At 67.4% G+C, this 24,226-nt stretch carries 21 protein-coding genes and 2 pseudogenes; 11 read left to right on the forward strand and 12 right to left on the reverse strand.

Annotated features, from left to right (window positions below; translation table 11 throughout):
• Positions 1-19: 19 nt before the first annotated feature.
• Both VMD50_RS06000 and VMD50_RS06005 read right to left on the reverse strand, forming a co-directional pair.
• A complete protein-coding gene (locus VMD50_RS06000) occupies positions 20-1,096 on the reverse strand; it encodes an NAD(P)H-dependent amine dehydrogenase family protein (protein ID WP_325425819.1) in 1,077 nt (358 codons plus the stop codon).
• A gap of 35 nt (positions 1,097-1,131) precedes the next feature.
• Positions 1,132-1,923 (reverse strand): SDR family oxidoreductase, encoded by a 792-nt coding sequence (locus tag VMD50_RS06005; protein WP_325425821.1) that lies wholly within the window; start codon positions 1,921-1,923, stop codon positions 1,132-1,134.
• A 280-nt stretch (positions 1,924-2,203) separates the two neighbouring features.
• On the opposite strand from VMD50_RS06005, the gene pstS reads away from it, so the two are divergent.
• From pstS to pstA, 3 genes are read left to right on the forward strand one after another with little or no spacing between them, the layout of a single operon-like run.
• On the forward strand, positions 2,204-3,328 hold the full coding sequence (pstS, locus tag VMD50_RS06010) for a phosphate ABC transporter substrate-binding protein PstS (RefSeq protein WP_325425823.1): 1,125 nt from the start codon (positions 2,204-2,206) through the stop codon (positions 3,326-3,328).
• An 11-nt stretch (positions 3,329-3,339) separates the two neighbouring features.
• A complete protein-coding gene (gene pstC / locus VMD50_RS06015; RefSeq protein ID WP_325425825.1) occupies positions 3,340-4,332 on the forward strand; it encodes a phosphate ABC transporter permease subunit PstC in 993 nt (330 codons plus the stop codon).
• Positions 4,329-5,231, forward strand: a complete 903-nt coding sequence (gene pstA / locus VMD50_RS06020; RefSeq protein WP_325425827.1) for a phosphate ABC transporter permease PstA — start codon at positions 4,329-4,331, stop codon at positions 5,229-5,231. Before pstC ends, pstA begins: the two co-directional genes overlap by 4 nt.
• Before the next feature lie 6 nt (positions 5,232-5,237).
• On the opposite strand, the gene ku is transcribed toward pstA, so the two are convergent.
• The 3 genes from ku to VMD50_RS06035 all read right to left on the reverse strand — a co-directional run bounded on the left by ku (position 5,238) and on the right by VMD50_RS06035 (position 8,559).
• Positions 5,238-6,155: a non-homologous end joining protein Ku gene (gene ku / locus VMD50_RS06025; RefSeq protein ID WP_325425829.1), complete on the reverse strand. Its 918-nt coding sequence runs from the start codon at positions 6,153-6,155 to the stop codon at positions 5,238-5,240.
• 84 nt (positions 6,156-6,239) lie between these two features.
• Positions 6,240-7,139, reverse strand: a complete 900-nt coding sequence (locus VMD50_RS06030; RefSeq protein ID WP_325425831.1) for a carbohydrate kinase family protein — start codon at positions 7,137-7,139, stop codon at positions 6,240-6,242.
• A gap of 4 nt (positions 7,140-7,143) precedes the next feature.
• Positions 7,144-8,559, reverse strand: coding sequence for a mannitol dehydrogenase family protein (locus VMD50_RS06035; RefSeq protein ID WP_325425833.1), 1,416 nt, complete (start codon positions 8,557-8,559; stop codon positions 7,144-7,146).
• 128 nt (positions 8,560-8,687) lie between these two features.
• Here VMD50_RS06035 and VMD50_RS06040 point away from each other — a divergent pair, with 128 nt between their 5' ends.
• Together VMD50_RS06040 and VMD50_RS06045 are read left to right on the forward strand one after the other, a co-directional pair.
• A complete protein-coding gene (locus VMD50_RS06040) occupies positions 8,688-10,976 on the forward strand; it encodes an ATP-dependent DNA ligase (RefSeq protein ID WP_325425835.1) in 2,289 nt (762 codons plus the stop codon).
• Positions 10,973-12,922 carry a fumarylacetoacetate hydrolase family protein gene (locus VMD50_RS06045; protein WP_325425837.1) on the forward strand — a complete coding sequence of 650 codons (1,950 nt, stop codon included), beginning with the start codon at positions 10,973-10,975 and terminating at the stop codon, positions 12,920-12,922. The genes VMD50_RS06040 and VMD50_RS06045 overlap by 4 nt, the downstream gene beginning before the upstream one ends.
• Before the next feature lie 63 nt (positions 12,923-12,985).
• On the opposite strand, the gene VMD50_RS06050 is transcribed toward VMD50_RS06045, so the two are convergent.
• Positions 12,986-13,903 carry a class I SAM-dependent methyltransferase gene (locus tag VMD50_RS06050; protein ID WP_325425839.1) on the reverse strand — a complete coding sequence of 306 codons (918 nt, stop codon included), beginning with the start codon at positions 13,901-13,903 and terminating at the stop codon, positions 12,986-12,988.
• Between the two features lie 84 nt (positions 13,904-13,987).
• Here VMD50_RS06050 and VMD50_RS06055 point away from each other — a divergent pair, with 84 nt between their 5' ends.
• Positions 13,988-14,785 carry an enoyl-CoA hydratase/isomerase family protein gene (locus tag VMD50_RS06055; RefSeq protein ID WP_325425859.1) on the forward strand — a complete coding sequence of 266 codons (798 nt, stop codon included), beginning with the start codon at positions 13,988-13,990 and terminating at the stop codon, positions 14,783-14,785.
• Positions 14,786-14,788: 3 nt separating this feature from the next.
• Here the strand turns inward: VMD50_RS06055 and VMD50_RS06060 are convergent, their stop codons facing one another.
• From VMD50_RS06060 to VMD50_RS06075, 4 genes are all read right to left on the reverse strand, one after another.
• Entirely contained in the window at positions 14,789-15,655 is an 867-nt protein-coding gene (locus VMD50_RS06060) for an LLM class flavin-dependent oxidoreductase (RefSeq protein ID WP_325425841.1), read from the reverse strand.
• Between the two features lie 151 nt (positions 15,656-15,806).
• Positions 15,807-16,580, reverse strand: coding sequence for an STAS domain-containing protein (locus VMD50_RS06065; RefSeq protein WP_325425843.1), 774 nt, complete (start codon positions 16,578-16,580; stop codon positions 15,807-15,809).
• A 469-nt stretch (positions 16,581-17,049) separates the two neighbouring features.
• Positions 17,050-18,018, reverse strand: coding sequence for a DUF4873 domain-containing protein (locus VMD50_RS06070; protein WP_325425861.1), 969 nt, complete (start codon positions 18,016-18,018; stop codon positions 17,050-17,052).
• 230 nt (positions 18,019-18,248) lie between these two features.
• Positions 18,249-19,154 carry an AurF N-oxygenase family protein gene (locus VMD50_RS06075; RefSeq protein ID WP_325425845.1) on the reverse strand — a complete coding sequence of 302 codons (906 nt, stop codon included), beginning with the start codon at positions 19,152-19,154 and terminating at the stop codon, positions 18,249-18,251.
• 105 nt (positions 19,155-19,259) lie between these two features.
• Here VMD50_RS06075 and cobF point away from each other — a divergent pair, with 105 nt between their 5' ends.
• The 4 genes and pseudogenes from cobF to VMD50_RS06095 all read left to right on the forward strand — a co-directional run bounded on the left by cobF (position 19,260) and on the right by VMD50_RS06095 (position 21,651).
• The gene (gene cobF, locus VMD50_RS06080; RefSeq protein WP_325425847.1) at positions 19,260-20,003 is read left to right on the forward strand and encodes a precorrin-6A synthase (deacetylating); all 744 of its coding nucleotides are present in this window, start codon (positions 19,260-19,262) and stop codon (positions 20,001-20,003) included.
• Positions 20,004-20,008: 5 nt separating this feature from the next.
• Positions 20,009-20,251 (forward strand): annotated as a pseudogene (locus VMD50_RS06085) (DNA-formamidopyrimidine glycosylase family protein); the annotation flags it as partial.
• A gap of 150 nt (positions 20,252-20,401) precedes the next feature.
• Positions 20,402-20,872, forward strand: coding sequence for a zinc finger domain-containing protein (locus VMD50_RS06090; RefSeq protein WP_325425862.1), 471 nt, complete (start codon positions 20,402-20,404; stop codon positions 20,870-20,872).
• Positions 20,873-20,901: 29 nt separating this feature from the next.
• On the forward strand, positions 20,902-21,651 hold the full coding sequence (locus VMD50_RS06095) for an SDR family oxidoreductase (RefSeq protein WP_325425849.1): 750 nt from the start codon (positions 20,902-20,904) through the stop codon (positions 21,649-21,651).
• Positions 21,652-21,674: 23 nt separating this feature from the next.
• Here the strand turns inward: VMD50_RS06095 and VMD50_RS06100 are convergent, their stop codons facing one another.
• Positions 21,675-22,994 (reverse strand): oxygenase MpaB family protein, encoded by a 1,320-nt coding sequence (locus VMD50_RS06100; RefSeq protein ID WP_325425851.1) that lies wholly within the window; start codon positions 22,992-22,994, stop codon positions 21,675-21,677.
• A 101-nt stretch (positions 22,995-23,095) separates the two neighbouring features.
• On the opposite strand from VMD50_RS06100, the gene VMD50_RS06105 reads away from it, so the two are divergent.
• Complete coding sequence (locus VMD50_RS06105) at positions 23,096-23,668, forward strand: TetR/AcrR family transcriptional regulator (RefSeq protein WP_325425864.1); 573 nt, start codon at positions 23,096-23,098, stop codon at positions 23,666-23,668.
• Between the two features lie 21 nt (positions 23,669-23,689).
• Here the strand turns inward: VMD50_RS06105 and VMD50_RS06110 are convergent.
• A pseudogene (locus VMD50_RS06110) lies at positions 23,690-24,226 on the reverse strand (glucose-6-phosphate isomerase); the annotation flags it as partial.

A 24,226-nucleotide genomic window follows, 5' to 3' on the forward strand; every position in this document is an offset into this window, starting at 1 on the left:
TGCCGATCCCGTCGGGCCCTCATCCCGGGACGTAGAGCCCCCGACCGGTGACCAGGGGCAGGTCGAGGGTCGTCACGATGCCCGGCGGGGCGGCCACCACCGCGGGAATCGCATTGACGACCCGCATCGCGGTGGCGACCAGTCCGGCGTGATTGTGGTCGCCCAGGCGGCTGCTCAGGCACAGGTCCATGGCGTACGACGGTTCGCCGGTGATTTCGATGCGATAGGAACCGCCGGGCTGGGCGGGCTGCGGCCAGTCGGGGCACAGATCCTCGCGCAGGCGGGTGACGTGTTCGAGGACGACGACGGGGTCGCCGTTGACCATCCCGAACACCTCGAACCGCAGGGCCGCCGCGGTGCCCTTGGGGATATGACCCGACGCGATGTCGAAGTCCTCGGGCGCCGGCACGCGGACGTACTCCTCGGCGACCGAGTCGAGCGCAATGCCCAGGCCGGCGGCCAATTGCCGCACCACCGACCCCCACGCCAGGCTGAGCACGCCGGTCTGCAGCAGCATCGGGATCTCGTCGAGCGGCTTGCCGAATCCCATCACGTCGAACATGACCACGGCGCTGTCGTAGGTCGCGTAGTCGACGATCTCCATGCATCGAATCTGTTGGATGTTCTGACAGGTGCCGGCCAGCGCCAGCGGCAGCAGATCGTTGGCGAACCCCGGGTCGATGCCGTTGACGTAGAGGCTCGAATTACCCTCGCGCGCCGCATCTTCCAGCGGGGAGATCAGCTCTTCGGGGATCACGTTCCACGGGTACTGGAGAAAGACCGGGCCGCTGCCGACGATGTTGATCCCGGCGGCCAGGACGCGCCGGTAGTCCTCCAGCGCCTCGGGCAGGCGGTTGTCGGCCATCACGTTGTAGACGGCGCATCGGGGGCCGGTGGCGAGCACGGCGTCGAGATCGGTGCTGGCCAGCACACCGGTCGAAGCCGAAAGTCCCGCTAGCTCCGCCGCGTCCTTGCCGGCCTTGGCATCCGAGGACACCCACACGCCGGTGAGCTCGAATTCCGGGTTGGTGATCAGCGCCTTGAGTGCGTGGACGCCGACGTTGCCGGTGCCCAACTGGACGACGGGTATGGCCATGGCGGGCTCCTTAGCGGTCTTCGGTGGTCTTCAGTTCACAGGTCCGGGATGGGGATGTCGAGGTTGGGGTAGGTGAGGCCGCCGTCGACCTCGAGCGTCTTGCCGGTCAGGAAGCTGCCGGCCGGGGACGCCAAATAGACCGCGGCGGCGGCGATGTCGACGGGATCGCCGAGGCGGCGCATCGGCGTCACCTTCTCCATCGGCGCGCGCAGCTCCTCGTTGGAGGCCACCACCTCCAGCGCCGACGTCAGGATCGACCCCGGCGCGATGGCGTTGACCCGGATGCGCGGGCACAGGTCGAGGGCGGCGAGCCTGGTGTAGTGCGACAGCGCGGCTTTCGCGGTGCCGTAGGCGGCGAAACCGCGCCCCGCCAGCCGGCCCATGGTGGAGGTGATGTTGATGACGCTGCCGCCGCCGGAGTGCTCCAGCATCAACGGCACCGCCGCGATGGTGAGCGCGTGGGCGGTTGCCACGTTGAAGGTGAACGCGTCCTTGAGGTCCTTGGTCGAGGTGGTCAGCAGGGTGTTGGGCATGGTCCCGCCGACGTTGTTGACGACGATGTCTAGTTTCCCGAAGGCCTCGACGGCCTCACCGGCCAGCTCCGCGGTGGCCTCCGGGTGGGCCAGGTCGGCGGCGACGGCGTGGGCGCGCCGGCCCGTGGCGCGGACCTGTTCGGCGACGGCATCTAGTTGAGATTGGGTGCGCGACGCGATGAGGACGTCGGCGCCTGCCTCGGCGAAAGCCAGCGCGATGGCCGCACCGAGGCCGCGGCCGCTACCCGTGATGACGGCGACTTTGTCGTCCAGGCGGAACCTGTCAAGGATCATTGCGGCCTCTCTGTTCGAGTCGTCGGCGACACGGTAGCAAACCCCGTCTGCGCCCATAAGCGCATTTTTGAAACAGGTTCTAGTTTGTCACACGGGCGTCGCGATGCAATGGCCCCGACGGCGGCAATTGCCCGTTCGGCCACCCGGTGACGAACGCCGGACATAATTCTCCGAACGTTAACCTTGTTGCTGTTAGCTACATGGCTGCGAGTGATGGCTGGTTGCCGCGCCGCAGCCTCCGGCGGCGGCGATGTTTCATCCCTACTGTTAAGGAAGCGAATTGAAACTGAACCGATTTGGCGCCGCACTGACTGTTCTGGCTAGCGCCGCCCTAGTGGTGTCCGGGTGTGGCAGTGAAAACAACAAGGCAGGCGGTGGAGGTGCCTCGACGGGCGCGTCGGGTGCGTCGGCGGGCCAGGTGAGTTGCGGCGGGAAGAAGACGCTGAAGGCCAGCGGCTCGACGGCCCAGGCCAACGCGATGACCCGGTTCGTCAACGCGTTCGAACAGGCCTGCCCGGGTCAGACCCTCAACTACACGGCCAATGGTTCCGGCGCCGGGATCAGCGAATTCAACGGCAACCAAACCGATTTCGGCGGGTCGGACTCGCCGTTGGCCCCCAACGAATACACTGCGGCCCAGCAGCGCTGCGGCTCGCCGGCGTGGAACCTGCCGGTGGTGTTCGGGCCGATCGCGATCACCTACAACGTCAAGGGGATCAGCTCGCTGAACCTGGACGGCCCGACCGCGGCGAAGATCTTCAACGGCGCCATCACCACCTGGAACGATCCGGCGATTGCGGGCCTCAACGCGGGCACCACGCTGCCGGCCGAGCCGATCCACGTGGTGTTCCGTAACGACCAGTCCGGGACCACGGACAACTTCCAGCACTACCTCGATGCGGCGTCCAACGGCGCGTGGGGCAAGGGCACCGGGAAGACGTTCAACGGCGGCGTCGGCGAGGGCGCCAAGGGCAACGACGGCACCTCGGCGGCCATCAAGGCGACGGAGGGCTCGATCACCTACAACGAATGGTCGTTCGCCAAGGCCCAGAACCTGAACATGGCCAAGATCACCACCTCCGCCGGCCCTGACGCGGTCGCCATCAGTGCCGACTCGGTCGGCAAGACGATCTCCGGCGCCACCGTCAAGGGCCAGGGCAACGACCTGGTGCTCGACACCAACTCCTTCTACAAGCCGACGCAAGCCGGCTCCTACCCGATCGTCCTGGCGACTTATGAGATCGTCTGCTCGAAGTATCCCGATTCCCAGGTCGGTACGGCAGTGAAGGCGTTCCTGCAGAGCACCATCGGTGCGGGCCAAAACGGCTTGGCGGACAACGGATACATCCCGATTCCGGACTCGTTCAAGTCGAAGTTGTCGACTGCGGTCAACGCGATCGCGTGATTCGGAATGTCATGACCCGCGGAACGCTCGCCACCCCCTCGACAGGGACTCAGCCTGCGCTGAAGGCGAGCGACCTGCACAAGCCGCACCGCGGCGACCGACTGTTCAAGTTGGCCGCCGCGGCGGCCGGGTCAACGATCGTCATCGCGATCGCGCTGATCGCGATATTCCTGTTGGTTCGCGCCGTCCCGTCATTGCGGGCAAACCACGCGAACTTTTTCACCAGCGCCGAATTCGACACCACGAGGGCGGACCACCTCGCGTTCGGTATCCGCGACCTGTTCATGGTCACGGTGCTGAGTTCGATGAGCGCATTGGTGATCGCGGTGCCGGTCGCGGTCGGGATCGCGGTGTTCCTCACGCAGTACGCGCCCAAACGGCTCGCGCGACCGTTCGCTGCGATGGTTGATCTGCTGGCCGCCGTGCCGTCGATCATTTTCGGGTTGTGGGGAATCTTCGTGCTGGCACCCCGACTCGAACCCTTCGCAAAATTCCTCAACCGCAACCTGGGCTGGTTCTTCCTGTTCAAGCAGGGCAACGTTTCCCTGGCCGGCGGTGGCACCATTTTCACGTCCGGCATCGTGCTGTCGGTGATGATCCTCCCGATCATCACCTCGGTATCGCGTGAAGTGTTCCGGCAGACCCCACCCATTCAAATGGAAGCGGCGCAGGCCTTGGGCGCCACGAAATGGGAAGTAATCCGGATGACCGTGCTGCCGTTCGGTCGCAGCGGTGTCATCGCGGCGTCGATGCTCGGGTTGGGCCGCGCGCTGGGAGAAACCGTGGCGGTGCTGATCATCCTGCGATCGGCCGCCCGCGCCGGCAGCTGGTCACTGTTCGACGGCGGCTACACGTTCGCCTCCAAGATCGCTTCCGCGGCGGCGGAATTCAGCGAGCCGTTGCCCACCGGGGCCTACATCGCCGCCGGCTTTGCGCTGTTCGTCCTGACGTTCATCGTCAACGCGACCGCTCGCGCGATCGCCGGCGGGAAGGTGAACGGATGAGTATCGAAGCGCTCGACCTGCCGGTCAAACCAGACGTGTTCAGCCCCTTGAGCTTGAGGCGGCGGATCACCAACAACGCCGCGACGACGTTTTTCGTTGCCTCGTTCGTCGCGGCCCTGGTGCCGCTTGTCTGGGTGCTCGGGGTGGTGATCGCGCGGGGCTGGTACGCCGTCACCCGATCGGGTTGGTGGACCCACTCGCTGCGCGGCGTGCTGCCGGAGCAGTTTGCCGGCGGCGTGTACCACGCGCTGTACGGGACGGTAGTGCAGGCCGCGGTGGCGGGCCTGCTGTCGGTGCCGCTGGGACTGATGACCGCGGTGTTCTTGGTCGAGTACGGCACCGGCCGGCTGGTGCGGCTGACGACCTTCATGGTCGACGTCCTCGCCGGGGTGCCGTCGATCGTGGCGGCGCTGTTCATCTTCAGCCTGTGGATCGCCACCCTGGGTTTCCAGCAAAGCGCCTTTGCCGTGTCGCTGGCGTTGGTGCTGCTGATGTTGCCGGTCGTGGTGCGGTCCACCGAGGAGATGCTTAGGCTGGTGCCCGACGACCTGCGAGAAGCCAGCTACGCGCTGGGCGTTCCCAAGTGGAAGACGATCGTGCGGATCGTCATCCCGATCGCGATGCCGGGCATTGTCTCCGGGATCTTGTTGTCGATCGCGCGCGTCATCGGCGAAACGGCCCCGGTGCTGGTGCTGGTGGGCTACAGCCGCTCGATCAACCTCGACATGTTCCACGGCAACATGGCCTCGCTGCCGCTGCTGATCTACACCGAGCTCACCAACCCGGAGCACGCCGGTTTCCTGCGGATCTGGGGCGCGGCGCTGACCCTGATCATCATCGTCGCGGTGATCAACCTGATGGCCGCGGGATTTCGCTTCGTGTCCACCCGGCGGCGCTGAGTCCGCTCAGGACTTCGCCGCGGCCTTCTTCGCCGGAGCCTTCTTGGTCCCCGAACTGGCTCCAGCCTTCTTCGCGGGGGACTTCTTGGCCCCCGAACTGGCTCCAGCCTTCTTGGCCGGCGCCTTGCCGTCGCCGGAACGCGCCTTCACGCTGGCCTCCAGCTTCGCCAGCAGGTCGGAGACGTCTTCGGTCTCATCCAGTTCCTTTGGCTGCTCCTCGACGGTAAAGGCTTCGCCGCCTTCGAGTTTCGCGTCGATCAACTCCTGCAGCTGCTCCTGGTAGGTGTCGTGGTAGCGGTCGGGGTTGAAGTCATCGGCCATCGACTCCACCACCTGCCCGGCCATCTTGAGCTCGGCGGGCTTGATGTCGACCTCCTTATCCAGCACCGGGAAGTCGGGATCGCGGATCTCGTCGGGCCACAACAGGGTGTGCACCACCATGACGTCGCGCTTGCCAAAGTCCTTAACGCGCAACGCGGCCAGCCTCGTCTTGTTGCGCAGCGTGAAGTGAACGATTGCCATCCGATCGCTCTCGGCGAGCGTCTTGGCCAGCAGCACATAGGATTTGGACGACTTGGAATCGGGCTCGAGGAAGTAGCTGCGGTCGAACAGCATCGGGTCGACCTCGCTGGCCGGAACGAACTCGAGCACTTCGATTTCGCGGGTGCGCTCTTCGGGCAGGGTCGCGATGTCGTCGTCGGTGATGATCACCGATCGGCCGTCGTCGGACTCGTAGGCCCGGGCGATGTCACGGTATTCGACGACCTCGCCGTCTTTCTCGCAGACGCGTTGGTAGCGGATGCGGCCGTTGTCCTTGGCGTGCACCTGATGGAACTTGATGTCGTGGTCCTCGGTGGCGCTGTACACCTTGACCGGGACGTTCACCAGCCCGAACGCGATCGAACCCTTCCAGATGGAGCGCATGCACTCAGTATGCCCATACCGCCCCCAGCAAAACAGCGCAGCGTGCCGCCCCGGCGCTACATTCGCGCACAGCTAACTTCGTGCCTAGGTGGCATGGGCTTGCAGGGCGGCCCGGTCGGGTAGATCGGCACCGGCGCGGCCGACGGTCAGCGCCGACAACAGGCTGGCGGATTCGAGCGCCGCCGTCAGCGCATCGAGCCCGATCCCACCCAGGGCGGCGCGCCGGTCGGCCCCCAGTGATCCCCAGAGCGCGTCGAGCAGTCCGACCGTGAACGCGTCGCCGGCGCCGACGGTGTCCACCACCGGAACCGGCCTGGCGGCCACCCTGACCCGGCCGGCCGAGCAGAACGCCAGCGCGCCCCGCCCGCCCATCGTCACGACGACGAGCGCGGGCCCCGACGCCAGCCAGCTTCGGGCCGTCCAGTCGGGTTCGTGGTCGGGATCGATCCACCTCAGATCCTCGTCGCTGGCCTTGACGATGTCGCTGCGCTCGACGAGGCGGGCGATGCGGTCGCGTGCCGCGTCCGGATCGTCGATGAGCGACGGGCGCACGTTGGGGTCGAGACTGACCGTGGCCGACACCCGGTAGGTGTCGAGCAGCGCCGCGACCGCCAGGCAGCCCGGCTCGCGCACGGCCGCGATCGATCCGGTGTGCACGAACAACGGCGGCGCGACCTCGGGGGTGCCGGAAAGCTGCCAATCCAGGTCGAAGGTGTAGGACACCGACCCGTCCTCTGCGATCGTCGCCACCGCGGTCGGCGTTCGCTCGGCCGACGCGCTTCCCGCAACCAGTTGTGCGCCGGCGGCATTGACGTAGTCGGCGATGCGGCGGCCGCGTTCGTCGTCTCCGATGTGGGTCAAGAAGTCGACATCGCGACCCAGCCTGGCGAGTCCGACTGCGACGTTGAGCGGACTGCCGCCGACGTATTCGACATGGTCGACGATGTCGATCAACGCCTCGCCGATCACCAGCCCGCGAGCCATGGCATCAGTCTTCCCCGCCGTGCAGCAACGTGTCGAGGGTCGCGCGAGCACCGCGCGTATGCAACGAATCCAGCGCCCGGCGGTAGGCCTCGACGAAGCGGGGTTGGTGCGCGAGATCGCCGAACAGTTCCGCGTTCTCGATGAACGCGGTCGGATGCAGACGCTGCGACCGGGCGACCGCCACCAGCGAATCCGCCATGTTGTCGACGACCTCGATGGGTGCGCCACGCTCGTCGACCGCCTCGGCGTAGCGCGCCCAACTCGCGACCGTCGCCGACGCCAGCCGGATCGGTCCCCCGGTGCGCAGGTTGTCGCGGATCACCGGAAGCAGCCATTTCGGGATCCGGTCCGACGAGTAGGCGCACAACCGCGCCACGGTGTCCCCGACCCCGGGGTTGGCGAAGCGTTCGATGAGCCCGCGCGTGTAGGCGCGCAGGTCGATGCCGGGAACGGCGCGCAGCGTCGGCACGGCCTCGGAGTCGAAATAGGCCAGCAGGAATTCGGCCAACAACGGGTCGCGCGCCGCGTCGTGCACCATGCGGTATCCGAACAGCGCGGCGAAGTAGCACAGGCACTGGTGTCCGGCGTTGAGCAGCCGCAGCTTCATCGCCTCGTACGGGGTCACGTCGTCGACCAACAGCACGCCCGCCTCTTCCAGCGGCGGCCTGCCGTCGGCGAAATCGTCCTCGATCACCCACGAGGCGAACCCCTCCGCCAGCACCGGCCACCGGTCGGCGACCCCGAAGTCGCGCTCCACGGCGGCCACGAAGTCGCCTGTGGTGACCGGCGTGATGCGGTCCACCATCGAGCACGGGAACCGGGCGTGCCCGGCGACCCAGTCGCCCAGGCCGGGGCGGAGCAAATCGGCATGCGCGATGACGGCGCGGCGCGCGACGTCGCCGTTGTGCTCGATGTTGTCGCACGAAACGATCGTCGGCGCGGCGATGCCGCGATCCCGGCGCCGGGCCAGGGCCTCGGCGATCAGACCGAAAACCGACCCCGGGTCCCTGATCTGGTAGCCGCCCTCGGTGATGGTCATCGAGACGATGCGGGTCGTCGGTGCGGCCAGCAGCTCGATCGTCGCCGCGGGATCGTCGGGTGCGAAGCGGTAGCCGACGATCGAGCCGATCACCCGCGCTTCGCGGTTGCCGTCGGGATGCTCCAAGATCAGCGTGTACAGGCCGTCCTGGGCGTGCAGCACGTCGCGCATCCGGCGGTCGGCCGGCATCACCCCGATGCCGCAGATGCCCCAGTCCCGCGCCAGACCCCGCTCCAGCAACCGATCGAGGTAGGCCGCCTGATGGGCGCGGTGAAACCCGCCGACCCCGAAATGCGCGATGCCGACCACGACGCCGTCACGGTCATAGCTCGGTGTCGCGATCGGCAGCCGCCCCAGGGTGGCGCTGCTCAGCCGGACCACGGTGTCGACGGTACCGGCGCCCGGCCCCCAACGGGCGGACCGCGCAGCGCGGCGCGGACCCGGTAGCGCGTGCGCTACCGCTTTCGCGGTGGCTTCAGGTGTGCCCGCTCAGGACGTACGTTGACATCATGGGCTCAACACCGCGCGCGCGGGTCAGGCTGACCAACGCCGACAAGGTGCTGTATCCCGCGACCGGCACCACCAAAGCCGACGTTTTCGGCTACTACACCCGCATCGCCGAGGTGATGCTGCCGCACATCGCCGGACGCCCGGCCACCCGCAAGCGCTGGCCCAACGGCGTCGAACAGGAGTCCTTCTTCGAAAAGCAGCTGGCATCCTCGGCGCCGGACTGGCTGCTGCGGGCCGGCGTCACCCACCGCTCCGGGACGACGACCTATCCCATCATCGACAGCCCCGACGCGCTGGCCTGGATCGCCCAGCAGGCCGCGCTGGAGGTGCACGTGCCGCAGTGGCGGTTCGTCGCCGAGTGGACCCGGAGCCGGGCCGAGCAGCTCAAGCCCGGCCCCGCAACGCGATTGGTGTTCGACCTGGACCCCGGCGAAGGCGTGACGATGCCCCAGCTGTGCGAAGTGGCCCATGCCGTGCGGGATCTGATGACCGACATCGGGCTGACCACTTTCCCGCTCACCAGCGGCAGCAAGGGTTTGCACCTTTACGCGCCGCTGGACAAGCCGGTCAGCAGCAGGGGCGCCACGGTGTTGGCCAAACGTGTTGCCCAGCAACTGGAAACGACCATGCCCAAGTTGGTCACGTCGACCATGACCAAGAGCCTGCGCGCGGGCAGAGTGTTTGTCGACTGGAGCCAGAACAACGGCTCCAAGACGACCATCGCGCCGTACTCGCTGCGCGGGCGTGAACAGCCGACCGTCGCGGCGCCGCGCACGTGGGAGGAGCTCAAAGACCCGGGGCTGCGTCATTTGCGCTACGACGAGGTGCTCGAACGGGTCACGCGCGACGGCGATCTGCTGGCAACGCTCGACGCGGACTTGCCCGCCCGGGATCGGCTGACCAAGTACCGCACCATGCGCGACGCGTCGAAAACCCCCGAGCCGGTGCCGACCGGGAAATCGGCGAGACCCGTTACCGGCCACGGCAATACGTTTGTCATCCAGGAGCACCACGCCCGCCGGCTGCATTACGACTTCCGGCTGGAGCACGATGGCGTGCTGGTGTCGTGGGCGGTGCCCAAGAACCTGCCCGAAACCACGTCCGTCAATCACCTGGCGGTGCACACCGAGGACCATCCGCTGGAGTACGGCGCGTTCGAGGGAACCATCCCCAAGGGCGAATACGGCGCCGGCAAGGTCGTCATCTGGGATTCCGGGACCTACGAAGCCGAGAAGTTCAATGACTCCGGCGAAAATGGGGAGGTCATCGTCAACCTGCACGGCAACCGGATTTCCGGGCGCTACGCGCTGATTCAGACCAACGGCGACCAGTGGCTGGCGCACCGGATGAAGGATCAGAAGGTCTTCGACTTCGACTCCATCACCCCGATGCTCGCCTCGGAGGGCTCGGTGGCCGCGCTCAAGGCCGGTCAGTGGGCATTCGAAGGCAAGTGGGACGGCTACCGGATCCTGGTGGAGGCCGATCACGGCGCAGTGCGGATACGGTCCCGGCGCGGCCGCGAAGTCACCAAGGAATATCCCGAACTACGTTCGCTCGCGGCCGATCTGGCCGACCATCACGTGGTGCTGGACGGTGAGGCCGTCATCCTGGATGAGAACGGGGTGCCCAGCTTCCACGAAATGCAGAACCGGGGCCGCGGCTCCCGCGCCGAGTACTGGGCATTCGACCTGCTCTACCTGGACGGCCGCTCGCTGCTTCGGGCACGCTACCAAGACCGGCGCAAGCTGCTGGAAACCCTTGCCGCCAACGGCAATCTGATCGTTCCCGACCCGCTGCCCGGTGATGGCGCCCAGGCGCTCGAGCACTCACGGAAGCACGGCTGGGAGGGCGTGGTCGCCAAGAAGCGCGATTCGACGTATCAGCCGGGCCGGCGTTCGGCCTCCTGGATCAAGGACAAGAACTGGAACACCCAGGAGGTCGTCATCGGCGGCTGGAAGGCCGGGGAGGGCGGGCGCACCAGCGGCATCGGCTCGCTGCTGATGGGCATCCCGACGACCGACGGGTTGCACTTCGCGGGTCGGGTCGGGACCGGCTTCACCGAGCGCGACCTGGCCAAGCTGAAAAAGACGTTGGCGCCGTTGCACAGCGACCAATCGCCGTTCGATGGCCCACTGCCCACGCGCGACGCCAAGGGCGTGACGTTCGTCGAACCGGTCCTGGTCGGCGAAGTGCGCTACAGCGAGTGGACCCCGGATGACCGGTTGCGCCAATCGAGTTGGCGTGGGCTGCGACCGGATAAGCAACCAAGTGAGGTGGTGCGCGAGTGAAGTGGGTGACCTATCGAGATGCTGTTGGCGAACGCATCGGGGTGCTCTCCGGTGACACCATCCATCCGATGCCGCCGGGCGTGACGCTGCTCGACCTGATCGGTCGCGGTGCCGACGGTCTGCGCAAGGCCCGCGAGGAGGCGTTTGGTTCGCCGACGGCGGTGGTGCGGCTCGGCGAGGTGAGGTTGCTGGCGCCGATTCCGCGCCCGCCGTCGATCCGGGATTCCCTGTGCTTCCTGGACCACATGCGCAACTGCCAAGCGGCGCTGGGCGCCGGCCGGGTGCTCGCCGACACCTGGTACCGCATTCCCGCCTTCTACTTCGCCTGTCCGGCAACCGTTTTGGGGCCTTACGACGACGCCCCGACGGCGCCCGGAAGCGCTTGGCAGGATTTCGAATTGGAGATCGCGGCGGTCATCGGCACTGCCGGCGGGGATCTCAAAGACCTTTCTGTCGAGCAAGCCGAACGGGCCATCATCGGCTACACCATCTTCAACGACTGGTCCGCGCGGGACCTGCAGCAGCTGGAGGGCCAGCTCGCGATCGGGCAGGGCAAGGGCAAGGACAGCGGGGTCACCCTGGGCCCCTATCTGGTCACGCCGGACGAGCTGGAGCCGTACCGCCGGGACGGCAAGCTCGACCTGCAGGTGACCGCGCTAGTCAACGACGTCGTGATCGGTTCGGGTTCGACCGCCCAGATGGACTGGACCTTCGGCGAGGTCATCTCCTATGTCTCGCGCGGGGTGGCGCTCACCCCCGGCGACGTCATCGGCTCCGGGACCGTGCCGACCTGCACGCTCATCGAGCACCTCAATCCCGCTGCGCTGGAAGCGTTTCCCGGCTGGCTGCGTGACGGGGACGTCGTCACCCTGAGGGTCGAGGGCCTGGGGGAGACCCGGCAGACCGTGCGCGCCAGCAGCGCGCCGCACCCCCTGGCCGCCCGGCCCAACCCGGACGCCGCGCCCGCCCCCGCCCGGGTCAACCGCGCGCCGGCCAAGGTGCCGTACACCCGTGGCCTGCATGAGGTCGCAGGCCGGGTGTGGGCGTGGACGCTGCCCGACGGGGGCTACGGGTGGAGCAACGCCGGGCTGGTGGCCGGCGAGGGTGCGTCGCTGCTCGTCGACACGCTGTTCGACCTGGCGCTGACCCGCGAGATGCTCGTGGCGATGAAGCCCATCACCGATGGCGCGCCCATCACCGACGCGCTGATCACCCACTCCAACGGCGACCACACCCACGGCAACCAACTGCTCGACACCCCGGTGCGCATCCTCGCCGCCCGGGGCACCGCCGAGGAGATCGCGCACGGGATGGCGCCCGAGATGCTGGCCATGGTGCAGACCGCCAACCTCGGCCCGGTTGCCACCCCGTATGCGCGGGATCGCTTCGGGCCCTTCGACTTCAGCGGCATCACACTGCGCAACGCCGACCAGACGTTCGACGCCGAGCTGACCGTCGAGGTCGGCGGTCGGCGCGTCGACATGCTCAATCTGGGTCCGGCTCACACGGCCGCGGACTCGGTGGTGCACGTGCCCGACGCGGGGGTGTTGTTCGGCGGCGACCTGCTCTTCATCGGCTGCACCCCGATCGTGTGGGCCGGCCCCATCGCCAACTGGATCAGGGCCTGCGACGTGATGATCGCTCTGGACGCGCCGGTGGTGGTGCCCGGCCACGGCCCCGTCACCGATCCGGATGGGATCCGCGCGGTCCGTGGCTATCTCGCCCACGTCGCCGAGCAGGCCGAGGCCGCCCATCGCAGGGGACTGTCGTGGGCCGAGGCCGCCGACACCGTCGACCTCGGCGAGTACGCGACGTGGCTCGATGCCGAGCGGGTCGTGGTCAACGTCTACCAGCGCTACCGCGAACTCGACCCCGACACACCACAATTGGAGATCATGGCCCTGCTGGTCATGCAGGCCGAGTGGCTCGCCAAACGGTCCGCATGATCGCGAGGGTGCGACTGGCAACGCGTGTCCCGAGAGAGGCCCTCGGCAGTTGCACTTTCGCGGTCAGGTCTTGATCGCCCGAACGAAACTGATCGTCGCCGCCGCGCTCTGCTGCTCCGGCTCGTCGAGTTGCGGCAGACCGGCCGCGGCGAAGAGGTCGCTGAGCCCATAGGTGGTCGTGTCCCACCCGTCGGCGCGCAGGTGTGCGGCGACGTCGGTGTGTTCGCCCGGATAGGTCAGGGCGGCGATGTCCATGTCGAGCCCCTGCCGTCGCCAGCCTTCGGTCGTGCGCCGCGCCTGCTCCTGCGACTCCTCCGAGGACCCGGTGATGGTTCCGAAGTCGGCGGCGAATCGGCTGCCCTCGCTGGAGAGCGGGGTGATCGAGTCCAGCAGGCGAACTTCGGCGTCGGGCGGGAGGAAACCGATGAGCACCCCCTCCGCCAGCCACGCCGTGGGCTGGGCGGGGTCGAAGCCGGCCTCCTGCAGTGCCGCCGGCCAATCTTCGCGGAGATCGATGCCGATGGTGCGGAGCTCGGCGGTCGGGGCCGCGCCGACCGCCGACAGCGTCGCGGTCTTGAACGCGATCACCTCGGGCTGGTCGATCTCGTACACCGTCGTCCCGGCCGGCCACGCAAGCCGATACGCGCGGGCGTCCAGCCCGGATGCCACGATCACGACCTGGCGCACGCCCTCCTTGCCGGCCGCGGCGAAGTAGTCGTCGTAAAACCGGGCGCGGGCGGCGAACGTGTCGACCATCCGGGGAAATCCGACGGCCTTCTCGAGGTCGCCGGAATTGATCTCGCCGCCGGCCAACTTGGTGAACACGTCCAACCCGACGGCTCGGACCAGCGGCTCGGCGTACTCGTCGGTGATGACCGGCTGCGGGCCCCTGGTCGCGGCCGCTCGCGCGGCGGCGACCATGGTGGCGGTGGCCCCGACGCTGGTGGCCAGGTCCCAGGTGTCACCCTCGGTTCGTGCCATGGTGTCTCCTTCGTTTAGGCGGCAGAACCACGGTATGCCTCGTCGGTAAAAAGCCATGTCGCCTACGGTTTGGGTATGCCCGCAGTGGAATTCGAAACTCTCGAGCGCGACATCGCCCGCATCACGCTGAACCGGCCCGAGCGCCTGAACGCGATCGACGGCTCGCTGATCGACGGCGTGGAGGAAGCCCTGGACGCGCTCGGCGGCGGCGACTATCGGGTCGCGATCCTGACCGGCGCGGGCCGGGGATTCTGCGCGGGGGCCGATCTGAGCGGCACGGGCCAAGCCTGGACCAAGCCCAAACCGACCACCCCGGCCTTCAAGATCAACTACGACTCCCAGGTTCGCCTGGCCGACCTGTTCACCCGGATCTACGAGCTGCCCATCCCGGTGATCGCGGCGGTCAACGGCGTCGCCGTCGGGGGTGGGCTGGCGTTCACGCTCGTCAGCGACATCCGCGTCGCATCCGAACACGCCCGGTTCGGGTCGGTGTTCATCAAGGCCGGCTTCTCGTCGATGGATATGGGCACCAGTTACCTGCTGCCGAAGATCGTCGGCGCGGGCGTCGCGCGGGAACTCATGCTGACCGGTCGCATTATCGACGCGGCCGAGGCCTATCGCATCAAGCTGGTGCACGAGGTGGTGGCGCCCGATGACCTGATGCCGGCGGCGCTGGCGCTGGCCCGCTCGATCGCGGAGAACAACGCGTATGGCGTGTGGCAGACCAAGATTGGGCTCAACGCGGCGCTGGACGCGCCGAGCTTGCGGCACGCCATCGAGCTGGAGAACCGCACCCAGATCCTCAGCGGTTTCACCAACAATCCGGCCGAGGCGGCCAGGGCGCACATGGAGAAACGGGCGCCCAAGTGGGACCCCTTGTGACCGCTAAACCTTCGCGATCACGTTTTCGGCGAACATCTCCAGATTGCGGATCTTGTTGTCCAGCGGCTCGGTGTCCTTGCCCGTGATGTAGGGGATGCGGAAGCCGACGATCACGTCGGTGACGCCCTTGTCCTCGAGCCGCCTGACGCCGTCCACCGTGAAGCCGTCGACCGAGATCACGTGAATCTCGAACGGGCCGGTCGTGCCCTCTTCTTCACGGAATCGCTTGAGCTTGGCGAGTAACCCGTCGAGCTCCTCCGGATCGCCCCCGCCGTGCATCCAGCCGTCCAAACGCGCCGCACGCCGGAGCGCGGCATCGGCGTGCCCGCCGATCAGGATCGGGATCGGCTTGGTTGGGGCCGGGGTCATCTTGGTCTTCGGGATGTCGTAAAACTCGCCGTGGAATTCGAAGTAGTCACCGGTGGTCAGGCCCTGAATGATTTCGATGCATTCGTCCATCCGCTTGCCGCGCTTGGCAAAGGGAACTCCCAGCAGTTCGTAGTCCTCGGGCCACGGACTGGTGCCGACCCCGAACCCCACTCGGTTGTCGGTCATCGCCGCCAGCGAACCGATTTGCTTGGCCACCAGCGCCGGTGGCCGGATGGGCAACTTGAGGACGAAGAAGTTGAACCGCAGCGTCGAGGTCACCGCGCCCAACGCCGATGTCAACACGAAGGCCTCGATGAACTCCTTGCCGTCCAGGAACTCGCGATTTCCGTCGGGGGTGTAGGGGTACTTCGAATCGGACTCGAAAGGGTAGGCGATGCTGTCGGCGATCGTCATGGCGTGGTAGCCGGCCGCCTCGGCCGCCTTGGCCAGCGGGATGTAGTAGCGAAAGTCCGTCATCGCCTCTGCGTAGGTGAACCGCACGTCATCTGCCTTCCTCGAGGGACCGTCACACCAGATTAGAACGTGTTCTACTTTTACCCGTGCGAGGGTCCCCGGACAAGGCGCAAGCCGGCTCAAGCTGGATTGCCAGACTCCTCCTCACCCCGCTAAAGCGGGCTGCATTGTCGTCTGGCTAAAGCTGGTTTTCGGGCCCGATGACCGCCCACACCGTCTTTCCGGACGACGTCGGCGTGCTGCCCCAGGCGCGCGACAACGCGTCGACGATCGCCAGCCCCGAGACGTCGATGCCCTTGTCCGGCGACGGCAGGCGCAGGGCGGGTGTGCTGCTGCCGTCGGACACCGCGATGGTGGCGGTCGTGCCATCGGTCTCGACGCGCATCATCGGCACGCTTCCGGTGTGTTCCAGCACGTTCTCGACGAACACGTTGACGACCACCAACGCGACCGGGATGAGCGTGGACTGCGACCAGGCGGTGAGCCACTCGCGGACCAGCCGGCGCGACTCGCGCAGGCTGGTCAGGTTGGCGGGCAGTTCGGCATCGGCATGCCGCACGTCGCGGCTGGCGAGCCGGCCGAGCGCTTTCGCCGCCCCCTTCTCGGTCGCATACACCGGCATGAAGCGGGCGACCCCACTGCGGGTGATCGCCTCGCGGGCGCCGCGATCGGCGCAGACGAGCACGATCGGAACGTCGGGCCGAGTGTGAACCTGCCAGCGAACTCCGATGAAGTTCGACCATATCGATTCGGCGGGCACTTGAAGTTTGGAGACATTGACGATGACGGCGGACGGCTGGTCGAGCGTGGTCTTCATGATCATGTCCCGAAGCGCCGCGGAACTGCTGGCATCGAGCTTGCCCTCGACCGTGAGGATGACGACCGACTCGTCCGTTCGCGTCGCCACGGCGAGCGAACTCGGCGACTCAGCTACCGCGCTCACCGCAGCCACCCCTTTCCGTCAACGGCTTCATCCTCGCCGATCGCGACCTGCGAAACAGTGCCACACGGGTGCGCGTGTCTCAATAGCAACGTAGGCGCACGGAATCCGAACTCAAAAGAAGACGGACGCGATGTCGTAATCCGGCCTTCCGCTGCCATATCCCCGCTCCTCGAATTCCCGCCCGGTTAATTGCTGGAGAACCCGCCCCCCTCGGCGGCAAAAATGCGATGCGACGGAACGCCTCGAAAGCGCACGCTCATACCACGCCCGTCTTGCGGGCCGACCGCTATCGCGCAGAACATGCCGTTCTCGCTCGCTTGCCTGCCGTGACACACACGCGCGACGGGACGACCCGCTTCGCCCGTGTGGCCAACCTCCCCTGTGGAATGAAAATTAGACTATCCCGACTACCCGAAAATCGTCATCGGCAAACCCGTAACGGCGCTGTGCGCAGAATCGGCGCCGAACCCCTCGCGTGTCAGCTCAGCGCGTACGGTGGGGCGCCCACACCGGCGACGGTGTACGTGCCCCACGGCGTTTGCTCGACGATGCGCGCGGCCGCGCTGCGCTCGCCGACCGTCAGCGTCGCGGTTCTCGTTTCGTTGAGCGCGGCTCCCCCAAAAACCGTTCCTTGCCAGTGGTAATGGCCGTCGATCGGGTCCAAATGGCCCGCAAGCCGCACGCGCACGGGGTGCTCGGCCCCGGCTGTCGTCAACGTCGCCGCGCCCTCGTAGGTCGCGTCGTCGCCGCGTGCGCCGAAGGTCACGTCGAAGGCCGATGCCGCGGGCTGGGGCTGGGCGGGCCCCAGGTAGGCGCGCTCGTTGAACACTTGGTAGCTGCTGCGCCGCACTTCGATGCGGGTGCTGCCGGTGTGCTCCATGAGGCCGACGCACTCGGCGACGTAGCGCGCTTGCGCCCCGGCGTCGGGGCCGTCGACGAAGAAGTAGTTGGGAAGGCCGTGAACGGCGACCCCGAAGTAGGGCTCCGAGCCGTCGGCCCACGCCTGCCGGGCGGTCACCCCCCCGGCGCCGACCAGCGCCGCATCCGGTGTGGCATCGGGCACCGCGAAACCGGTCGCAAAGACGATGGTGTCGGCGCGGTGGGCGCAATCCTCCGAGCCGTCGGCGGTTCGGATGCCCGAAGCGGTGACGGCAGTGATGGCCGATCCCGCCAGCGCAGGTCGCGGCTCGGCCCTGGTGGCCGGCCGGATGCGGTGGCGCAGCCAGCGTTTGGTGCGGGTGGCGGGCAGCGGCAACTCGGTGACGAACCTGCGCGGCGGGTGCGCGAAGACGGTGACCGAGGCCGCCGACTTCGTCAGCCACGGCAGGTAATGACCGGCGGTGGCGTCGACCCCGATGATCGCGACGCGCTTATCGGCAGGGTCGAATTCGCGTGGCCACCGCGCCGCGTGGAACGACTCGCCGAGGAAGTCCTCACGCCCGGGCAGATCGGGGAGCCACGGGACCTGCACCGGTCGGTAGCCGGCGATGACGACGCGAGCGCGGATCGTCTCGCCGCCGGCCGCCGTCAGCAGCCAGGTGTCGGTGCTGTCGTCGAACCGTGCCCCGAGGACGTCCCCATCGAGCCTCCCGACGTCGGAAACGCCAAGGGCCCGCAGCGCGGCGAGTGCGCTTCGGCCGCCATCTCCCGCGCCGACGACGACGACGGGCGCCCGCGTCACAGAAACCTGCTGCGCTTCCAGCCGCGGCGCGCGATGGGACCCAGCAGGCCCACCTCGGTCAGAAACGCCGCCAGCGGAGCGAAGCCGGCAACCTGCATCTCGCGGCGGTGGGGGCTGGTGCGCGCCGTCTTTCGGGCCCGCTTCGCGTCCAGACCCACTCGCGCATAGGGAATCGGATTGCTGAACAAGTAGTTGAAGAAGTAGCCGCCGAGGCCGTTGATGTTGGCCATGAACCATCGGTTGAGCCGCGGCATCTCGGCGACACGCTTGCGCGCGCCGTCCCGGGCGAACTGAATGTGGCGAGCCTCCTCGGTCACGTGAATCCGCATGAGGCGCTGGATGATTGGCTGCAGTTCCGGGTCATCCATCATCTGGCGCTGCAGCGAGTCGAAGATCTCTTCGCCGATGAGGGCGGCCACCCACAGCATCGAGCCGCGCTGAAATGCCAGCGGCAGGGCGTTGATAATCCATCGGTGAAACAGCCGGGGCCGCACCGGCTTTGCGCCGATGCGCTCGATGGCCTTGCCGAACATGACCATGTGGCGGGTCTCGTCGCCCAGCTCGGTCAGCTTGTAATGCGTCGAGGAGCTCGTGGGGTCCTCGTGCAGGATGGTTCGCAACAACGATTGGTTGAGCATGTTCTCGAACCAGATCCCGGCCGACAGCGTGTTGACCAGTTCCTGGCGGGACAGGTCGATCTGTTGCTCGCGGGTCATCTCGTCCCACATCGGCGTGTTGTACAACGACACCAGCCGCGGCGGAAGATAGAACTTGTCCGGGTCCAGCGGGGCGTCCCAGTCGATATCGACGACGGGCTCGTAGGACTTCTTGACCGAGCCTTTCAGCAGACGGTCCGAGAACTCCTCACGACTCGGCCCACTCGGCTTGACCACGGTCGTCATAGCGCCGGCGTCCCTTCATCGGGTTGCTTCAGACGGTACCCATGGTACTGGGTACTTGGGGGTCCCGACTAGGTCTTTCAGGTTTCGATTCGGTTGACTGGCGTCGTGGGTCGGCATATTCACGTGATCGGCATCGGAGCCGGGAACCCGGACTACCTGACCGTCCAGGCGATCGATGCGCTCAACGACACGCAGGTGTTCTTCGCGATGGACAAGGGGGAGGCGAAAAGCGACCTGGTGGCCCTGCGCCGGGAGATCTGCGCCCGGTTCATCCGAGAGCCCGGGTATCGCTTCGTCGAGCTCCCGGACCCGAAGCGCTTCACCGGGGCCGACTACCGCGAGGCGGTTTCGGATTGGCACGCGGCGCGGGCGCGGGTCTGGGCGGCGGCCATCGCCGGCGAGCTCGGTCCCGACGGCGTGGGCGCCTTTTTGGCGTGGGGAGATCCGTCGCTGTACGACAGCACCTTGCGCATCCTGGACGCCGTCGCGGCCGAAGTCGCGTTCACCTTCGACGTCATTCCCGGCATCACCGCGGTGCAGGCGCTGACGGCCCGGCACCGCATCCCACTCAACGAGGTCGGGGAACCCGTCCTGATCACCACCGGCCGGCGGCTGCGCGAGCACGGCTTGGCCCGCTCGGCGGTGGTGATGCTCGACGGTGACTGCTCGTTTCAGGTGTGCCCGCCCGGCACACGCATCTGGTGGGGCGCCTACCTGGGCACCGGCGACGAGCTCCTGGTGGCGGGCACCGTCGGGGAGGTCGGGGCGCGCATCGCGACGCTGCGGGCCGAGGCCCGCGCGCGGCACGGCTGGATCATGGACACCTATTTGCTCAGACCGGCAGACTGAAGGGCGTGCCCGAACTGCCCGAGATCGAAGCGCTGGTCGACCATTTGCGCCGCCACGCCGTCGGTTCGACGGTCGGCCGCGTCGACGTCGGCGCGCTGTCCGTGCTGAAGACCTTCGACCCGCCGACCAGCGCGCTGCACGGCCAGCCTGTGACCGGGGCCCAGCGGTGGGGCAAGTACCTCGGGCTGCAGGCGGGAGGGCTGTTCTTGATCGCCCACTTGTCGCGGGCGGGGTGGTTGCGGTGGTCCGACAAGCTGGCCGCGGCGCCGCTGCGCCCCGGCAAGGGCCCGATCGCCCTGCGCGTGCACCTGGGCACCCCCGGCGAGGCGCCCGGGTTCGACCTCACCGAGGCCGGCACCCAGAAGCGGCTGGCGGTGTGGCTCGTCGACGATCCGCAGCTGGTGCCGGGCATCGCCGCCCTGGGCCCCGACGCGCTGGACCTCAGCCCCGACGAGCTGGCCGGGCTGCTGGCCGGCAACACCGGCCGGATCAAGACCGTCATCACCGACCAGAAGGTGATCGCCGGGATCGGCAACGCCTACAGCGACGAGATTCTGCACGTCGCGAAGATCTCGCCGTTCGCCACCGCGGGCAAGCTGACCGGCGAACAGCTCACCGCCCTGCACGACGCGATGATCTCGGTGCTGACCGACGCGGTGAGCCGTTCCGTCGGCCAGGGTGCCGCGATGCTCAAGGGGGAGAAGCGCTCCGGGTTACGGGTACATGCCCGCACCGGGCTGCCCTGCCCGGTATGCGGCGACACCGTGCGAGAAGTGTCGTTCGCGGACAAGTCTTTTCAGTACTGTCCGACCTGTCAGACCGGCGGTAAGGTGTTGGCCGACCGGCGCATGTCGCGGCTGCTCAAGTAGCCGGCGGCCGCGGTCGCTATGCTGGTCGGGTGACTCGTCAGAAGATCCTCATCACGGGCGCCAGTTCCGGTCTGGGGGCAGGGATGGCGCGCGCCTTCGCCGCCAAGGGCCGCGACCTGGGGTTGTGCGCCCGTCGCACCGAACGACTCGACGAGCTGAAAGCCGAACTGACGAAACAGTATCCGGGCATCAAGGTCGCCGTGGCCGCGCTGGACGTCAACGACCACGAACAGGTGCCGAAGGTATTCGGTGAGCTGAGCGACGAGCTCGGCGGGATCGATCGCGTCGTCGTCAACGCCGGCATCGGCAAGGGCGCGAAGCTCGGCTCCGGCAAGCTCTGGGCGAACATGGCGACCATCGAGACCAACCTGGTGGCCGCGCTGGTGCAGATCGAGAATGCGCTGGAGATGTTCAACAAGAGCGGTTCGGGTCATCTGGTACTCATCTCATCGGTTCTCGGCAACAAGGGAGTGCCGGGCGTGAAGGCCGCCTACGCCGCAAGCAAGGCCGGCTTGAGCTCGCTGGGTGAATCCCTGCGCGCCGAGTACGCCAAGGGCCCCATCAGGGTTTCGGTGATCGAGCCCGGCTATATCGAGTCGGAGATGACGGCCAAGTCGAACAGCACAATGTTGATGGTGGACAACGAGACTGGCGTCAACGCCCTCGTCGCCGCCATGGAACGCGAGCCCGGCCGGGCGGTGGTGCCATGGTGGCCGTGGGCGCCGCTGGTGCAGGTGATGCGGGTGCTGCCGCCCCCGCTCACCAAATGGTTCGCCTGATTGCGTCTGCCCGCGCCACGACGTCAGTGCGGGAAAGGTGTGTAATGCGCCGCGTCGGTGGTGAATTCGGGTCTGCCGTAGGTCGCCAGCCGGAGCTTGAGGAGCCCGATGACGTATGCGTCGGTGACGTCCCGGAGCAGCGGGATGCGGCTCGCGTGGCTCACGGCGGTGAAACGCCCGATGATGAAGGGCGCGGTGAGGGCGACGCGCAGGAGATCCGTCGGCCCCATCGAGACGCCCATGGCCTCGGCGATGTCACGATCACCGTTGCAGAAGGTGCGAACGAAAGTGAGCTTACTGAAACTCTTTTCGACCGCTTCGGCGCAACGGTCGAACAGCGAGGTGTCGGGGCGCAAGTACGCCGCCATGGTGCCGCGGACGAGCTCCTGGCAGACGGTGTCGAATCCGTAGCGCAGCAGTGCCGAGCGCGCGTGCATGACGTGGATGATGTCGGCCGGCTCCGCGGGTAGGAGTTCCTCCGGCAGGCCGAGCAGAAAGCAGCGATACCTGGCGAATTCGACGACGGCGCGTTCTTCTTTGCTGAATGCCGCCCGACCTTGCCGGCGCGCCTTGCGGGCCAGGAGGTACTGGCCGATCATTCCCGCGGGCATCTGGTCAACCTGCGGCACCGGCATGCCGTACACGGCGGCATCCCACTTGTCCGTTTTCTTCAGCGCGTTGTAGCGGACCATCGAGTGCATCAGCCGGACCATGGCGGCGGCCTCGAAGCCCGGGCCGTAACGGTCCAGCGCACCGGGCAGCGTGGTGACGGCGAAGAAACTGGCCGTTTCGTTGACCCGTCGGGCGGCCCGCTTGCCCGAGAGCGCGCCGGTCAGGGCCATCGGCAGCGCGGCGTAGGTGTTGGTGAAGGTCGCGATGAACGCACCCCGGGTGATGAACGGGGCCAGCAGCGCCGCGGGGATGCGCTCTTGGCGAGCGCCTTCGCGTACCAGGTCGAAGTCGATCCACTCCGGGGTGGCCTCCATGGCGGCGATGAACGCGACAAGCTCCGGGGGCGCGTCGGGGACGGCCCCGATTCCCTCGCGGCAGGCCGTTTTGAGCATGTCGATCAGGTGCGTGACACTGTGCGTATTCATCAGTGCCGCGTAGGGATCCGCGACGACGTCGCCGAGCAGCGTTGCGGTGCTGATCAATTCGAGGACTCGGTCGTCTTCCAGGATCGGTGCGCGGTCGGCGACCCAGGTGGGCAGCGCGGAGTCGACGTCCGGCTCGGTTGCCAGGCGGTCCGGCTGCCGGTCGAAGTCGAAGTCGCCGTAGAGGTCGGGCTGCAAATCGCGCTGGCTGCGGACCCGTCGCGCGAGTTCGGGGTAGTACGTGCCCATCGCTGCCTCCTGCTAACTAACAGTTGGTGAGTAATACTCACAAGGTGTTAGTTATGCTGTCAAGGGTGACCAGCTCGCTGCCCGCCAACCCCAGGCGGCGCATGACCGCCGAGGGCCGGCGCGAGCAGATTCTCGACGTCACACACGCGATCGTCGACGCCGAAGGGTTCCACGCGGCGACACCGAACCGCATCGCGCAGCAGGCCGGCATCAATCGGTCGTTGATCTATCAGAAGTTCGGCGACTTGGCGGGGCTGTTCGTCGAACTGATCGAGCGTGAGGCGGCGCGGGCCGGCGCGCAGTTCGCCGAAGCGATTTCGGGATTGGATGCCGCCGAAGATCAGTCGCTGGTGCTCGCGTTCGACGGGGTGCTGGCCGCCGTCGACGCCCAGCCGGCGACGTGGCGGCTGTTCTTGTTCCCGCCGCAGGGCGCCCCACCGGAGCTGTATGCCCGCCTGGCTCAATCTCAGGCCGTCGTCATCGACTTCTTCGTCCGTGAACTGCTGCGCATCAATCCCCAGCTGCACGATCCCGAGTACACCGCTCGGATCTTGCATGCCGCCGGTCGCGAACTGCTGCAGCTGCACCTCAGCGATCCGCAGACCGCGACCGTGGACCGTTTGCGCACGTTCGTGCGGAGATTCGGTTCCGAGCTCGTAATCCCGGACCGATGAGAGCGCGCTCGCGGCGAAACCTCAGCTCGTGCGCCCTCTTTCGGTCCGGTAGCGGCGCACCAGCGCGTCGGTCGAGCTATCCGACTGCGGTGCCGGCGAGGAGTCGCCGGTGATCACCGGGAGCAGCGCCTTCGCCTGCGTCTTGCCCAGTTCCACGCCCCACTGGTCGAAGGAGTCGATGCCCCAGATCACGCCCTCGGTGAAGACCTGGTGCTCGTAGAGCGCGATCAGTTGCCCCAGCACGGCCGGCGTGAGCCGGTCGGCCAGGATCGAGGTGGACGGGCGGTTGCCGGGCATCACCTTGTGCGGCACGACGTCGGCCGGCGTGCCCTCGGCGGCGATCTCCTCGGCGGTCTTGCCGAAGGCCAGCACCTGGGTCTGGGCGAAGAAGTTGCTCATCAGCAGGTCGTGCATGCTGCCCGTGCCGTCCGCGGTGGGCAGGTCGTCGATTGGCTGGCTGAAGCCGATGAAATCGGCCGGCACCAACCGCGTGCCCTGATGCAATAACTGATAGAAGGCGTGCTGGCCGTTGGTTCCCGGTTCGCCCCAAAAGATTTC

Origin of the sequence: Mycobacterium sp., from assembly GCF_035506235.1 — a bacterium.
Classification (GTDB): domain Bacteria; phylum Actinomycetota; class Actinomycetes; order Mycobacteriales; family Mycobacteriaceae; genus Mycobacterium.

Excerpts from the sequence above, each read along its gene's own strand:
- VMD50_RS06000 (WP_325425819.1), bottom strand. The coding sequence starts at position 1,096 with ATGGCCATACCCGTCGTCCAGTTGGGCACCGGCAACGTCGGCGTCCAC.
- VMD50_RS06005 (WP_325425821.1), bottom strand. The coding sequence starts at position 1,923 with ATGATCCTTGACAGGTTCCGCCTGGACGACAAAGTCGCCGTCATCACG.
- pstC (WP_325425825.1), top strand. The coding sequence starts at position 3,340 with ATGACCCGCGGAACGCTCGCCACCCCCTCGACAGGGACTCAGCCTGCG.
- pstA (WP_325425827.1), top strand. The coding sequence starts at position 4,329 with ATGAGTATCGAAGCGCTCGACCTGCCGGTCAAACCAGACGTGTTCAGC.
- ku (WP_325425829.1), bottom strand. The coding sequence starts at position 6,155 with ATGCGCTCCATCTGGAAGGGTTCGATCGCGTTCGGGCTGGTGAACGTC.
- VMD50_RS06030 (WP_325425831.1), bottom strand. The coding sequence starts at position 7,139 with ATGGCTCGCGGGCTGGTGATCGGCGAGGCGTTGATCGACATCGTCGAC.
- VMD50_RS06040 (WP_325425835.1), top strand. The coding sequence starts at position 8,688 with ATGGGCTCAACACCGCGCGCGCGGGTCAGGCTGACCAACGCCGACAAG.
- VMD50_RS06050 (WP_325425839.1), bottom strand. The coding sequence starts at position 13,903 with ATGGCACGAACCGAGGGTGACACCTGGGACCTGGCCACCAGCGTCGGG.
- VMD50_RS06075 (WP_325425845.1), bottom strand. The coding sequence starts at position 19,154 with ATGACGACCGTGGTCAAGCCGAGTGGGCCGAGTCGTGAGGAGTTCTCG.
- VMD50_RS06100 (WP_325425851.1), bottom strand. The coding sequence starts at position 22,994 with ATGGGCACGTACTACCCCGAACTCGCGCGACGGGTCCGCAGCCAGCGC.
- VMD50_RS06105 (WP_325425864.1), top strand. The coding sequence starts at position 23,096 with ATGACCGCCGAGGGCCGGCGCGAGCAGATTCTCGACGTCACACACGCG.